Origin of the sequence: Micromonospora sp. DSM 45708 (assembly GCF_039566955.1) — a bacterium.
Classification (GTDB): Bacteria; Actinomycetota; Actinomycetes; order Mycobacteriales; family Micromonosporaceae; genus Micromonospora.
Genome location: NZ_CP154796.1, coordinates 5,831,368 through 5,845,167, shown reverse-complemented (window position 1 = coordinate 5,845,167; position 13,800 = coordinate 5,831,368). Strand labels below are relative to the sequence as shown.

Below are 13,800 nucleotides of genomic sequence, written 5' to 3'. Positions count from 1 at the left end.
ATCGTGACGCGCCGCCGGCGCGGTCGGCCTGCGGCCTCGCCTACGCACGCCGCAGCGGTAGGGCCGCCTGGTGGCCCGGACAATGCCGATGGACGACGCTCTACCGAGGTCCGATCGGATAGCGGGATCGAGGGCGTCGGTCGAGCCAGCGCACCGGGTCCCGCGCCGGCCTCCTTGTCGACGCCTGGTCCCGACGCTGTGCGTCGGTCCCGCGTGGATGTGTTGACAGTCCGTCCCGCGGTGATGGCGCAGGTCGATGCCCTCTCGGGGGTGATTGCTGATGCTCTGTGCGTGAGTGCCCTCGCGGCGTGGCTTGTGCCGGATGCGAGCGAGCGGGCAGGGCTGCTGCGTGCCTACGCTCGGCTGTTGCTGGACGCAGGCATGCGGTCTGGCCAGGTCCACGCCACTGCCGGGGAAGCGGCGGTATCAGTGTGGTACGAGCGGCGCGTATCTCGGAAAGCGGCCGGGACCAACGCAGATGAGCTGCGCACGGCGCTGGGACGGCGCGCCGACCGTTTCGTCTATCTGCACACCTGCCTCGATGCGATTCTCCCCCAGGAGCCGCACGCTTATCTCTCGATTTTGGGGGTCCGGCCTGGGTACGAGAACGCGGCTGTCGCGCTGCTGGAGCACCGCCATCGTCTGCTCGATACCGTGGGGCAGCCGGCCTATACGACGATTGTCACCGCCCAGCCCCGAGAGAGCTTGTTCACGCAGCTCGGCTATGTGCCGCGGTCCCCGATGCAGCTTGAACGTGCCGGCCCGACGTTGTGGCGGATGTGGCGCTCCCCCCAGTCGGAGCGGGACGGACTATTTCCCCATCGGGCCCGGCTTCATCAGGTCACACCCCTTCAGTGGGGGCGGTACGCGGCTCGATGACTGACGCGTGAGCCTTTTGTAGCCCGCAGCTTCCACCCCGCCGGCGGATCGCATCACCACGCGGGGCCGTCCCTTCACACCCTCAACCAGATGGAGGCATCCCTCATGCTGTCCGCGATTCCCCGCCTACACATGATGGCGTTGCCGCGGCGTCATCGTGCGCGGAGATGGTTGTCAACTCGGCGCCGGTCTTCTGGCGTGGTCGCGGGAGGCGCGGCGTCGGCCGGAGATGGCTTGGGCGTTGCCGTGCGCCGCGAGTGGCCCGACGGACGACACGACCTCTTCGGCTTCACCCGCAACGTCGAAGCCGCCATGCGGGGGCTGACGGGTCAGCGCCGCTACTGGCAGCGCAGCCCACTCAGGCCGACAGCGACGTATCTCGTGGCGGCGGATGAGCAGGTCGTCAGGAGCCATCCGGTGACTGGGTGTCGCGCCAAGTCGTGCCCCGGCTATCTGGTGGGGGAGGGGCGATGAGGTCGACGCATGCGCCGGTGGCGTTGCAGCGCGGCACGGTGACGCCGTTGGGGTTGCGGGTGGTAGGTGCAACGGCGTCGGCGCCGCTGGTGGTGCTCGTCGGCGGCATCGTGACCACGTACGCGGCAACGGGCGTGGTTGCTCTGCCCTTGGTGTTCGTGCTGGTGACCGCCGTTGTCGGGTTGCTGGCGGTGGGGTACGCGGCGATGGCCGGGCGGGTGGGGCATCCGGCGGCGTACTACGGGATCCTGGCCGTGGGGTTGGGTCGGCGGTGGGGTGTGGCCGGCGGGCTGGTCTCGCTGCTGGCCTACAACGCGATCCAGATCAGCCTGTACGGCCTGCTCGGGTCGGTGGCCGCTGCCTCCCTGGGCGGGGTGTGGTGGGTGTGGGCGCTGGTCGCGCTGGTCGTGGTGGGGTGGCTCGGGGTCCACACGATCGTGACGTCGACCCGGGTGGTGGCAGCGGTGCTGCTGCTGTCGTTGCTGGTGGTGGCGCTGTTCGTGGTAGCTGGCCTCGGTACGCCGGCGGCCGGCGAAGGGTCGCCGTGGGCAGGGTTCTCGGTCTCGCAGCTGACGGTGGGCGGTGTCGGTGGCGCGTGCGCGTTGTGCGTGGCGGCGCTGATGGGCTTCGACGTGCCGGGGTCGCTGGGTGAGGAGGCCACCGACCGTGGCGCGATCTACCGGGCCACGGTCGGCGGGGTGCTCCTGCTCGGCGGGGTGTACGCGGTGGCGTCGTGGGCGATGGGCGTGGCGGTCGGACCCCGGGCGGTCGCCGCGGTCGCGGCGGACCCCAACGGCGGTTTGCCGTTCTCGGTGCTCGGCCGGCTCGGCGAGTGGTGCGTGCTGCTGGCGGAGGTGCTGCTGATCGCGGCAGTCCTGACTTCGATGCTGGTGTTCCACCACACGGTGGCCCGGTACGTGTTCGCGATGGCGCGTGAGCAGGTGCTGCCCGGGTGGCTGGCGCAGTCCTCCACCGGCCGGCAGGTCGCGGCACCGCGGGAGGCGTCACTGGTCCAGTCGGCCCTCGCCGCCGTGGTGGTCGCCGCCTTCGCCGTGGCGGGGATGGACCCGCTGCGGGTGATGTTCTCGTGGTTGTCGGCGTTGGGCGCGATGGGTCTGCTGTGTCTGCTGCTGGCCGCGTCGGTCGCCGCGCTCCGGGCTCCGTCCCGAGTCCGTGGCGAGGGGTGGAGTTGGTGGCAGTGGCGGATCGCGCCGACGCTCGGCGTGCTCGGCGGCCTGGTGGTGCTGGCGGTCATGGTCGTCAACGCGGACTCCCTGCTGGGCGCCGGCACGGGCTCGCTGTATCCGCTGCTGCTGCCGGCGGCCCTGGCGGTCACCGCGATGGTGGGCGTGGCGTGGGGCGCCCGATTGCAGAAGTCACGGCCGGAGATTTCGGCGGGCATCGGCCACGGCCAGCCCCGCCGGAACGCGGTGCCGGACAACATCTCTGAGTCGATCTGAGGCCAGCCGATGCGATCGAACCCCGACACCGCCCACGCCTACCACCGGCAGGCCGGCCAGTACGGCGACCCCGTCCGGGAGGCCGCGTCGTCCGGGCCGCCGCCGCAGCGGCAGCCACCGGCGCACCGACAGCCCGGCTCGCCGTACGCGGCCCCGCATCCGCCGGCGCGCCGCCATCCCGCGCCGCCGGGTCCACCGTCGGCACCCGTAGGCGGGCCGGCCGATGCGGGATGGCCGGAGCACTACGGTCAGCCGCCTGCGGCCCATCCAACAGTGCAGCCGTCCCCGGCGCGCGCCGCTGCGTCCGAGCCGCATAGCAAGCCTGGTCCGGCGATGTCGGACGAGCAGCAGCCCGCCGAGCCGAGCTTCGGGTTCGAGTCGGTGGACGCGCGGACACTGGCGTCGTTGCGATGGCAGGTCGGCTCTCGCCTCAAGATCGCCAATACCGGACACCTGTCATCAGCGAGCCTGAAGTTCGGCACGCGGGAGGCCCGGGGCCCGCACGCGCTCCTGTTGTTCTTCGTCAGTCACGCGCCCAACGAGCCGGGTGGTCGGCTGCTGCACACGGCGAGCCGACTGTTCCGAGCCGGTCCGGACGCCGATCACCTGCCGACCCTGCTCGATGACCTGGTCATCACCGCCCGAGGGCACATCGCCGCCGCCGGAGCACAGTGGCATCCGCTGGACAGCTCCCGATCGATGGTGAACGGGGAGGACGTGCACCTACCGATCGGGGCGCGCTATCTCGGGGTGGGGGTGAGCACGCTCGACACCGACCAGGGTCGCTGGTCCGACATCGCTACGTCCCTGCACGAGACCATGTCGGCCGGAGTCCTGGGCGCGTCGCAGCAGATCCCCGGCCGCTGTTTCGCCCGCCTGGTGGACCACACCGCGATGCAGGTCGACCGCGACCCCTACGCACGACTCGGGGACAACGGATTACGTTGCAACCGACCGGTAGACATCGATCACTACGACTCGTACCGGCTACATGCGGACCTGACCACGCGGGGGGATCACGACAACCAGCAGATTTGGCAGCGCCTGAGCACCCTGCACGACCTGCTGACCGCCCACCTCAACCCCGGCCGTGATGTATGACGGCGGCCGAGGTGATGGACCTGGCCGGCGCCGCAGACCTCAGCCAGGACCACATCGACATCGCCGCCGTCCTCGATCAGCTCGTGAGCGACGCGGACGCGTCGGCGGCAACCACGATCGGCTACCCGGGTGCGGTCGACCTGGACCACCGTGAAGTCGTCGACCGGCTGGCACGCCGGCTGTGGAACAACATCGGCGATATTTCGGATGATGGGGGATTCGCCCATACTCGGGTCTTGGAGCGGGCCGTGGTCGCCTGGGTGGCTGACCAGCTCGCCGTACCCGACGACGACCGGTGGGGCTACGTCACGACCGGCGGCACCGAGGGCAACCTCGCCGCGCTGTGCGCGGCCCGTCGCCGCTACCCCACCGCCCGGATCTACTATTCCGGCTCCTCGCACTACTCCATCCGCAAGCTCGTCGGCATCCTCGGTGCGCAGGGCGTGTCAGTGCGGGCCGACGAGCGCGGAGAGATGGACTACGACGACCTGGCCGCGCAGCTACACCGCCGCAAGCGGTGGCCCGCGATCGTCGTCGGCACCGCCGGGACGACCCTGACCGAGGCCGTCGACGACACCGACCGGCTGCGGGACCTCCTGACCGCGCACGCCGGCGGCGGCCTCCTGCACGTTGACGCCGCCCTGTCCGGGATTCCCCTGGCGTTGGACGGGCGGTTGCGGCTCGATGATGCCGCCGGCATCAGCAGCATCGCCGTCAGCGGTCACAAATTTCTCGGCACGCCCGTGCCGTGCGGTGTGGTCCTGGTGCGCGGCAGCGCCCATTCCCTCGCCAGCCGGATCGCCTACACCGGCACCGTCGACACCACGATCAGCGGGTCCCGATGCGGCCTGGCCGCCGCGCTGCTGTGGCACAGCATCGCGGTCCAGGGACGGGAGGGACACCGGTGGCGAGCCGTCCGTGCCCGTCACCTGGCCGCCTACGCCGTCGAGCAGATCAATGCCATCGGCTGGCACGCCTGGCGCCACGACCACGCCTTCACCGTAGTAGTGCAAACCCCGCCCGCCGACGTGCGGAACAAGTGGGTGCTGGCCACCGAGAGCTCCGTGAGCCACCTGATCTGCATGCCCGGCATCACCCGGAAGCAGATTGACGCGTTCGTCACCGACCTGGCCGCCGCCGTATCACGCCCGACAGCGCTGCGGCCCCGAACTCCAGCCGACGACGCCGACCTGACGACCACCACCCATTGATGAAGGAGGCCACGATGGCGACCGGTTTCATGACTGACACGCTGTTCTTTTGGCACGACACCGGCACAGCCGCTCTCATGCTGCCGGCCGACCCGCTCGCCGGCGTCGAGCCCGACGCGCACGTCGAGAGCGGTCGGACCAAGCGGAGAGGCGTCGAGCTGCTCGACGTCACCGGCCTGCTGGACACGATGCAGAGGGTGCGGGCGCGTCCCGCGACGATCGGCGAGCTGCTGCGCGTCCACACCGACGCGTATGTGCAGCGGGTCGCGGACGCGAGCGCCCAATCGCGGGGAGGCGACGCCGGGGACGGCTTCACCCCGCTGGGCAGGGGTAGCGCGGAGATCGCCCGCCTCGCCGCCGGCGGGGTCCTGGAACTCGTCACCGCCGTCGCGTCCGGAAACCTCACCAACGGCTACGCGCTGGTACGTCCCCCCGGGCATCACGCCGTCGCCGGCATGGGCATGGGTTTCTGCGTGTTCAACAACGCGGCCCTCGCCGTCCGACACGCCCAGGCCCAGCTCGGCCTGCGTCGGATCGCGATCGTCGACCTGGACACGCACCACGGCAATGGAGGACAGGAGCTGTTCTACAACGACCCGAGCGTGCTGCACATCAGCATCCACGAGGCCGGCGCCTTCCCACCCAACTCCGGATGGATCGACGAGAACGGCGCCGACGCCGGCGAGGGATACACCATCAACATTCCGCTGCCCATGGGCAGCGGCCACGCCGCCTGGCTCTACGCCATGCACCAGGTCGTGCTCCCGGCACTGCAACGGTTCCAACCTGAGTTGATCATCGTTCCGGTAGGGTTCGACGGCGGCTGCTTCGAGCCGTTGGCCCGTCAAGCGCTGGTCGTGGACTCGTACCGGCAGATGGCCCGACTGCTCAGCCGCGCGGCCGAACGGTTGTGCGACGGCCGGATCGTCGGGATCAGCGAGGGCGGCTACAGCTCCGGGATGGCCCCGTGGTGCCTCGTCGGCTTCATCGAAGGTCTGACCGGTGAAACCGGCAGCCTGACCGACCCATGGGCCGGCGTCACCGCCGGGTACGCCGCCGCGCCGATGCTGCCCCACCAGCAGGACGTCATCGACCAGGCCGCCCGCCTGCTGCCCTCTATCACGACAGCCGTCCCGGCCACCTGACACGCTCATGTTCCCAAGCCCAAGCATCGCGGCGACGACCGCCGCGACCCTACTCGTCACGGCAGCTGTCGTGGCCACCCTGCCCCCACCCGCGCCGTCCGAAGGCACCGACCTGCGTGCCGCAGTCGACTGCGCGGTACCGACGCCGGTATCGCTACCGCCTTCCGGCAATTCGCCTTGGTCTACGGGGGTGCGGCTTCGTCCCGGCGATCCAGCACGCCCAGTGCTACTGAACCTGGCGAGCCGACTCACCGCCGACCGCTGCGACACATTGCCCGGCCGGTTCGCCGTCGTGCACCACCGCCTCTGGCGCTACGACACCAACAGCACGAGAGAAACCGATGTGGTGCGCTGGTACGCCGCCGATGACTCCGGCGCGGAGCTCGCCAGACGCTCCCCGAACCGGCAGATAACACAGGACTGGTGGCGACCAGGTGAACTCCGTGTCCGGAACCTCACCAACGCCTACCTGACCAGCGAGTGGTTGATCACCCAGGCGCATATGCAGGGGTGGGGAGACGGCCCGGCGGCGCTCGTGGAGGGCCTCGCCGCATTGGCGACGTGGCACAACCCCGGCCAGAGGCAGCGGCGCCTCGCGACGCGGGTACTCGCCGACACCAGCGGCCTCACCGCACACCCCGCCGTAACGGACCGAGCTGGCAGGCGCGGTGTCGGTATCACTGCGTTCACCGAACAGGGCCACACGCGACACCTGCTGATCCTGGACTCCGACACCGGACAGATCCTCGCCTACGAGGTCTCGACGCTCACCGCGACCGGCTGGCGTGCGCAGATCTACCTGCTCCTGCTCACCCGCACCCACACTCCGCGACGCTGGTGGGAGCCCTCCACCGCAAACAACCCGGCGGCGCCCCCGCGACGGTACCTGCACCCCCGCCACTCACCCGTGTGGCTGATCCACCAAGACCAGCCCTGCCTGGCCAGCCACACTGACGACGGAGCGAGATCATGACAACAACACGCGCCATCGGGATGTCCGCAGCCCTGCGGGAGCTGCTCGACCCGACCGTCACGCAGCAGATCAACCGCCTCGACACCACAGCCGGATCCAAGGTGCTGGAAATCGGCGCCGGGACCGGTCACGTCACCGCCTACCTCGCCCGCCTCGTCGGGCCACTCGGCCGTGTCGTCGCCGTGGACGACAACACTACGTTCCTCAACCCGAGCGCCGTGGTGGACGTGTACCAGCGCGACGTGGCCGCGCCCCCGCAGGAGTTGCCCGGGGATGCCGAGTCCTTCGATCTGGTGATCGGCCGCTGGCCGCACCGCCGACTGTCCGACCCGGCCGGGTTGATCGATCAGATGCTCGCGCGGCTGCGCCCAGGCGGGTGGCTGATCTGCGCCGACGTCACCAACACCCTCCCGCGCGTATACGGCGCTGCCGGGACGGACCACGCTGACTTGATCAACATGATGGTGCGGCGCCTTTACGACACGGTTCTCGGCGCCGGCAGCACCGGCCGCTGGCCAGCCGACGTCGAGGGACTACTCCACCACAGAGGCATGGACAGGGTGTGCCTGACCGCCGCGTCGGAGACGTGGACCGGCGGTGGCCCCGGCTGCGGCATCCTCGCAGCCATCGCCGTCGACGCCCAGACCACCCTGCGCGCCCTCGGGCTAACCACCAACGACCTCGACCACTTCCAGGCGCTCATGGACGACCCCACCGTCGTGCTGCGCTCGGTCGAACGCCGTGGTCTGCACGCCCACAAACCCCTCTGACCGCCGAGATGTGCCGCTGGGGGACCGGCAACCTCCAGCGTCGCATCGACGACCCCAACGACGTGGTCACCGGCAGACAGTGACGGATCTCAAACCACCCGATACCGTCGCCGCGGACGGCCACGCCGGGAGGAGGGTCCCGGCCGGTCGATCATCCCGGCGGCAGTAACACCGACAGCCCCTGCTGTCGGCCGCTCCTCCCGCACGCACGCTCACGGCTCGCACCGGGCGCGGTGATGCCGCCGGCGTCACCCACACCAGCGCCCCTGTTGTCGATCGCCGTGCGACGCCCCTGACTGGCGAGCACCACAGTCACGTTCAGAGAGGGCTGCCATGACCACACGTCTCACCGGAAGGCCCCGCCGGCTGTTGACCGTTAACCGGCGCCGTATCGTCGTCGCCCTCCTACACCATCCGAATCGGTCCTGGACAGTCCGTGAGCTGGCCGAAGCCGTGCCGGACGTTCCCGAAGGCGCGGTGCGGGACACGATCAATCAATTTCTCGCAGAGAGCATCCTGCGGCCGGTGCCCCACCGGGCGCTGACAATCGCGCTCACCGACACCGGGCAAGGGCTGCTCAAACGGCTCGTCGGGTGACTCTCGCCAAGGTACCGGAAGGTCCGCCCCCGAGCTGACGCCCAACCCGCCGGCATGCGCCGGCGCAGGGCTACCCACACGCCGAGCGACGCGCCACAGCATCGGGCCGGGCTGCCCGACGGCGACCTCGTCTGGCCCGCCTGGCAGCAACTCACCCTGTTACCGGCCATGCCGAGAATCCTGACCGGCCGCGACCTTCAACGCCGTGCCGACCCTCGGCAGGCTGCTGAACTCGACGAGAATGCCGCGGCGATCGCGGCGCGACTCGGCTGGACCGACCGGCTGCGGCGCGAGGTATGCATCGGCCTGCGCATCGTGATCGGGCTGAGGGACCACCGCGAAGATCCGGTCCGGGCCAGCGACGTGACACTGCTCAGCACGATCAGACTGCCCGTCGAAGCCGTGACGAGAGTCCTCGACGACGCCGGCATGCTGGCCGACGACCGCGTGCGCGCTTTCGACGCATGGGCGACCGCTCAGATCAGCCGTCTCCCGGACACGATGGCGGCAGAACTGACCCTGTGGTTCGAGGTCATGAAGCACGGGAGTCCCACCCCGCCGCGGCGACGGCCACGCAGCGAGACCACCATCCAGCTGCACCTACGCTGGGCACTGCCCACGCTACTGCAGTGGGCGACGGCGGGGCACCACAGCCTGCGCGAGATCACCCGCGACGACGTGGTCCGCGCGCTGCCGCCATCGGGCAACCCGCGGTCGCAGGTCGGCCAAGGACTCAAGTCGATCTTCCGGCTGCTCAAGGCCCGGAAAATGGTCTTCACCGACCCGACCGCCCGGATCGCCACCGGCCGACACGAAACCCGGCAGCCGCTCCCGGTCGACCTCCCCGCGCTACGGCAGGCCCTCGCCTCGAACAACCCCGCGCACGCCGCAGTCGCCGCGCTCATCGCCTTCCACGGACTGCGCACCAGCCAGTTGCAGATGCTGCGGCTCACCGACGTCCGCGACCGAGTGCTGCACGTCGACGATCGGGCGATGCCCCTGGCCGAGCCCGTCCAGCAGGCGCTGGCCGCCTGGCTCGACCACCGCCGCAGCCGGTGGCCACGCACCAACAACGCCTACCTATTCGTGACCACCCGGACCGCCAACACCGACGCTCCCGTCAGCCGAACCTGGATCTGGAAGGCCACCGGACCCCGGTTGTCCGCCACCGACATCCGCCAAGACCGCATCCTCGACGAAGCCCAGGCCACTAATGGAGACGTTCGCCGGCTGGCCGACCTGTTCGGCCTGAGCACCGCCGCCGGCAACCGCTACGCCGCCACCGTAGAACACCCTGACCTAATACTGCAACGGCAGTAGGCGAATCGAGTTCGACTCGTGTTCGTTGGTCTGCCTGTGACGGATGGTGATGTCGATCGTTGGCGCAGCGAGTTGGACGAGTTACACGGGCGTATCGGGCCTCGGTTTCGTCGCTCGGAGCCGCGGCGGCGTGCGCGACAGTACCTGTGCGGGCTGGTCTCCGGCCTGGGCCGCAAGAACGGCTGGACCCTCGCCGAGCAGGCCGGGGACGTGTCGCCGGACGGTATGCAGCGGTTGTTGCGGTGGGCGGACTGGGACGTCGACGCGGTCCGTGACGATGTGCGGGACTACGTGGTCGAGCACCTCGGAGACCCGGCCGGTGTGCTGATCGTTGACGACACCGGGTTTCTGAAGAAGGGCACGCGGTCGGCCGGGGTGCAACGGCAGTACTCCGGCACCGCTGGCCGGACGGAGAATTGCCAGGTTGGGGTGTTCCTGGCCTACCGCTCCAGCAAGGGTCACGCGTTGATCGACCGGCAGCTCTACCTTCCGGCGTCGTGGACCGATGACCGGGACCGGTGTCGAACGGCGGGGATCCCGGACGAGGTGGAGTTCGCCACGAAGGTGCAGATGGCCCGACAGATGCTGGCCCGTGCGTTGGACGCCGATGTGCCGGTGGGGTGGGTGACGATGGACGAGGCCTACGGCCAGTCGAAGTCACTGCGGCTGTGGTTGGAACACCGGGATGTGGGTTATGTGGTCGCGACCCGACGCAACGACGACATGATCACCACCACGATGCGTCGGGCCCGCGCGGACGACCTGATCGCAGCCCTCCCCGCCCAGGCGTGGTGCCGGTTGTCCGCCGGCGCCGGCGCCCACGGCCCCCGTGAGTACTGGTGGGCGCGGGTGCCGGTGCGCATCGGATGGCAACCCGGCCGGGGGCACTGGCTCCTGGCCCGACGCAGCATCACCACCGGCCAGATCGCCTACTACGTCTGTTACGGACCCCGCCGCACCCGCCTGCTCGACCTCGCCCGCATCGCTGGAGCCCGGTGGGCGATCGAGGAGTGCTTCCAACAGGCCAAGAACGAAGCCGGCCTCGACGAGTACCAGGTCCGCGACTGGCGAGCCTGGTACGCCCACATCACCCTCGCGATGGCCGCCCACGCCTGGCTCTCCGTCGCCCGGTCCCTTACCGCAAAAGGGGATCCAGCACCGACGACGGCATGATGATCGGCTACACCGTACCGGAGATCCGAAGACTACTCACCGCACTCGTAGTGCGATCAATCCACCCACCAGAGCAGGTCTGGGCCTGGTCACGATGGCGCAGGCGACGCCAACACCAAGCCCGAACCTGCCACTACCGACAACGCGGCTACCCCTGACCAACTGCCGTTGCAGTATTAGGGCTGCTTCGGACGTGATTGGCCGACGGCCCAACCCTACGGATCAGAAGGTTAGGGGTTCGAGTCCCTCCGGGCGCACCTCAGGATCAAGGCCGTAACCAGCGGAAACGCCGGGGTCTTGCCCTTGTCCTTGTCCCGGCACGTGGCGCGATTTTCCATGATTGATCTTGGTGATGTGGTCGCCGTGTGGTCTCCAGCGGAGGTCACCCCGGGTCAATCCGCGCCACTCTAGGTTAACCGGGGTCAAGGATCATGGTCGCTGCCCCGCCTGGTGTGGTCAGCGTGTGGTCGTCGGCTGCGACGGATCGGCGGGTCAACGCAGGTCAACGCGGGTCACTCCCTGCCAACGCGGGTAGACCCGCAGGTCGTTACACTGACCACTCGCGCCCTCGTAGCTCAGGGGATAGAGCATCGGTTTCCTAAACCGTGTGTCGCAGGTTCGAATCCTGCCGGGGGCACCGGATCAAGGCCCTGACCAGCAAGAAGCTGATCAGGGCCTGGGGAATCGTTCCCCGAGGCGCCGCCGATGATCATGGCCGACGGTGACGGGCCGGCGCCACCACCTGGACCTGTCGGGGGCTCACCACCTGACGCCCGCCACCCCACTGGCATCGTGGGACGACGATATAGAATTCGGCGCCCGCATTGTCTATGGTGCGGTAGGTAATTGATCGTCATCATCACCTGGGACTGGAGTCGCCGGTGTCGATCATCCTGCGCCGCGTCGTCAGCAATCGCTCCGTCCGATGAGGACCCGTCTGCACCGTGCCGGGACGGTGGCCGTCCTGGCCGCCGTGCCGATCTGTGTCGGCACCACCCCGGCCTGGGCGCACGATCACGATGCCCCGACCGGCGTGGCCCCGTTCGGCGACATCGCGGTCATCATCCACTGTCTGAGCCTGCTGGCCACCGCCGCCGCCGTGGCGACAGCCTGGGGCGGCGGCCGGGCGGGGCGGTCGCGGACAGCCGTCGCCGCGGTCATCGCCGCCGCCGCGGACATCGGCGCGATCCAGGCGTGCGGCACCGAGGTGGTGTCCTCGATCCTTCTCGCGCTCGGGACGTTGGCGCTGCCATGGCTGGTGACCCGCCCCCGGACGGCGCTCGCGCTCGGCGCGGTCATCGGTGCGGGCCGCGTCCTCCAGGTCGTGCCGGACGGGTCCCCGGCCCGGGCACTCACCGCCGCCGGGCTCCTGGCCGCGATGTGCTGTGTGGGCGCGATCGCCGCGATGCTCGTTGGTCGCCGCGGCGTCGGTCCGGTCGCGTTGGGCCCGGTGGCCACCGGGGCAGCGATGGTCACCGCCGGCGTCGCCACGGCGTACTGCGTGCGCGGCGAGGTGCGGCTGGACGCCACGGTGCTGTGGTTCACGTTCGAATGGCTCAGCATCGCGTACTTCGGGCTCGCTGCCGTGGCGGTGACGGCCGGGCCCGCGTCGCGCCGGTTCCAGGCGGTGACGGCGGCGACCGCGCTGGTGGCGGGGGTCGTGCTGGTCGGCGTCCCGCTGCCGCCCGACGCCGGGGTCCCGATGGTGCGGCAGGTCGACGCCGCCGGCCAGCGGCTGCCCGTGCTCGTCGTCCCGCAGCGCCCGGGCTGGAACCTCGTCCACATCGGCGCCGACGACGTGCGGGTCGGCCTCGATCCGGGCCGGCTGGCCGCGACGGGCGCCCGGCCCGGCACCACCGGCTCGTGGGGGCTCGTCCGGCTGCCGGCGGGCCGCAGCCGGCTCTGGTTCACCCACGGTGGCACCACCGCCTCGCTCGCCGTCGACGCGGGTCAGGCCGGCCCCGGCCCGGACGTGACCACTCCGGACGGCCCCGAGTGCGCCAGCGCGAGCCTGGGGGCCGTGCTCGCCGGCGCCAGGCGACCCTTGGCGGCCTGTCCGGCCCAGGAGTTGACCGCCGAGGACGCCGACGCGCTGCGGGCGATGGTGTCCTTCATCGCGGGGCGTGGCGTCACCACGATCTCCGTCAGGTCCGACGACTCGCCCCGCGGCGTCGCGGCCCGGCGGCTCGTCGAGGCCGCCGGCGCCGCCGAGAAACTCCGGGTCACCGACCCCGGCGACCACCCGCTGCTGGTGGTGTCCGGATGGGCGGCGGCCGAGACGACCCTCCGTGAGGTGGCGGCCGACCGTCTCCCCGCGCAGGGCAGCTACCTGGCGCCGTGGCTGCTGACCGGTCCGCTGCTGGCCATCCCGAGCGGTCCGCTGCTGCCGCTGCGTTTCGACGTGCGCGACGACGCGCCGACGGCGTACCTGGCCGGGCTTTCCGAGCTGTTCCCGCTCGAACCGCCGACCGGAGTCGGGTACACGACGTGGATGCGCCAGCGCGCCGTGTCCGCCGGGCCGCTGCGCCTCTACGCGGCGGGCCAACTGTTCGTTCCGGGCGCCGGCGGCCACGACCACGAGAGCACCGCCTGGGTGCCCCAGGGCACCGTCACGGCGGTGAGCGGCCAGTTGCCCTGACGGCACCCGGACGGTGGTGAGCGGCCAGTTGCCCTGACCGGCACCGCGGACGGCGGACG

Annotated in this window: 11 protein-coding genes and 1 tRNA gene; all 12 read left to right on the top strand. The window is 70.4% G+C overall.

What is annotated here, in order from left to right; genetic code table 11:
* The first annotated feature begins 243 nt into the window (after nucleotides 1-243).
* The 12 genes from VKK44_RS25250 to VKK44_RS25195 all read left to right on the top strand — a co-directional run bounded on the left by VKK44_RS25250 (nucleotide 244) and on the right by VKK44_RS25195 (nucleotide 13,741).
* Nucleotides 244-879 (top strand): N-acetyltransferase, encoded by a 636-nt coding sequence (locus VKK44_RS25250; RefSeq protein WP_343443683.1) that lies wholly within the window; start codon nucleotides 244-246, stop codon nucleotides 877-879.
* 470 nt (nucleotides 880-1,349) lie between these two features.
* Nucleotides 1,350-2,813, top strand: coding sequence for an APC family permease (locus VKK44_RS25245; protein WP_343443682.1), 1,464 nt, complete (start codon nucleotides 1,350-1,352; stop codon nucleotides 2,811-2,813).
* Between the two features lie 333 nt (nucleotides 2,814-3,146).
* Nucleotides 3,147-3,914 (top strand): hypothetical protein, encoded by a 768-nt coding sequence (locus VKK44_RS25240; RefSeq protein ID WP_343443681.1) that lies wholly within the window; start codon nucleotides 3,147-3,149, stop codon nucleotides 3,912-3,914.
* On the top strand, nucleotides 3,911-5,125 hold the full coding sequence (locus VKK44_RS25235; RefSeq protein WP_343443680.1) for a histidine decarboxylase: 1,215 nt from the start codon (nucleotides 3,911-3,913) through the stop codon (nucleotides 5,123-5,125). Before VKK44_RS25240 ends, VKK44_RS25235 begins: the two co-directional genes overlap by 4 nt.
* Nucleotides 5,126-5,139: 14 nt before the next feature.
* Complete coding sequence (locus VKK44_RS25230) at nucleotides 5,140-6,270, top strand: class II histone deacetylase (protein WP_343443679.1); 1,131 nt, start codon at nucleotides 5,140-5,142, stop codon at nucleotides 6,268-6,270.
* Nucleotides 6,271-6,493: 223 nt separating this feature from the next.
* The gene (locus VKK44_RS25225; RefSeq protein ID WP_343443678.1) at nucleotides 6,494-7,243 is read left to right on the top strand and encodes a hypothetical protein; all 750 of its coding nucleotides are present in this window, start codon (nucleotides 6,494-6,496) and stop codon (nucleotides 7,241-7,243) included.
* Entirely contained in the window at nucleotides 7,240-8,013 is a 774-nt protein-coding gene (locus tag VKK44_RS25220) for a class I SAM-dependent methyltransferase (protein WP_343443677.1), read from the top strand. Before VKK44_RS25225 ends, VKK44_RS25220 begins: the two co-directional genes overlap by 4 nt.
* 333 nt (nucleotides 8,014-8,346) lie before the next feature.
* Entirely contained in the window at nucleotides 8,347-8,610 is a 264-nt protein-coding gene (locus tag VKK44_RS25215) for a hypothetical protein (RefSeq protein ID WP_343443676.1), read from the top strand.
* A gap of 54 nt (nucleotides 8,611-8,664) precedes the next feature.
* The gene (locus tag VKK44_RS25210; protein ID WP_343443675.1) at nucleotides 8,665-9,930 is read left to right on the top strand and encodes a hypothetical protein; all 1,266 of its coding nucleotides are present in this window, start codon (nucleotides 8,665-8,667) and stop codon (nucleotides 9,928-9,930) included.
* A 36-nt stretch (nucleotides 9,931-9,966) separates the two neighbouring features.
* The gene (locus VKK44_RS25205) at nucleotides 9,967-11,103 is read left to right on the top strand and encodes an IS701 family transposase (protein WP_458351569.1); all 1,137 of its coding nucleotides are present in this window, start codon (nucleotides 9,967-9,969) and stop codon (nucleotides 11,101-11,103) included.
* Nucleotides 11,104-11,667: 564 nt separating this feature from the next.
* Nucleotides 11,668-11,740 (top strand) — tRNA-Arg (locus tag VKK44_RS25200).
* Nucleotides 11,741-12,028: 288 nt separating this feature from the next.
* Entirely contained in the window at nucleotides 12,029-13,741 is a 1,713-nt protein-coding gene (locus VKK44_RS25195) for a hypothetical protein (RefSeq protein WP_343443674.1), read from the top strand.
* Nucleotides 13,742-13,800: the final 59 nt, after the last annotated feature.

Coding starts and splice junctions, on each gene's coding strand:
- VKK44_RS25250 (WP_343443683.1), top strand. CDS start 244: ATGGCGCAGGTCGATGCCCTCTCGGGGGTGATTGCTGATGCTCTGTGC.
- VKK44_RS25245 (WP_343443682.1), top strand. CDS start 1,350: ATGAGGTCGACGCATGCGCCGGTGGCGTTGCAGCGCGGCACGGTGACG.
- VKK44_RS25240 (WP_343443681.1), top strand. CDS start 3,147: ATGTCGGACGAGCAGCAGCCCGCCGAGCCGAGCTTCGGGTTCGAGTCG.
- VKK44_RS25235 (WP_343443680.1), top strand. CDS start 3,911: ATGACGGCGGCCGAGGTGATGGACCTGGCCGGCGCCGCAGACCTCAGC.
- VKK44_RS25230 (WP_343443679.1), top strand. CDS start 5,140: ATGGCGACCGGTTTCATGACTGACACGCTGTTCTTTTGGCACGACACC.
- VKK44_RS25220 (WP_343443677.1), top strand. CDS start 7,240: ATGACAACAACACGCGCCATCGGGATGTCCGCAGCCCTGCGGGAGCTG.
- VKK44_RS25215 (WP_343443676.1), top strand. CDS start 8,347: ATGACCACACGTCTCACCGGAAGGCCCCGCCGGCTGTTGACCGTTAAC.
- VKK44_RS25210 (WP_343443675.1), top strand. CDS start 8,665: ATGCGCCGGCGCAGGGCTACCCACACGCCGAGCGACGCGCCACAGCAT.
- VKK44_RS25195 (WP_343443674.1), top strand. CDS start 12,029: ATGAGGACCCGTCTGCACCGTGCCGGGACGGTGGCCGTCCTGGCCGCC.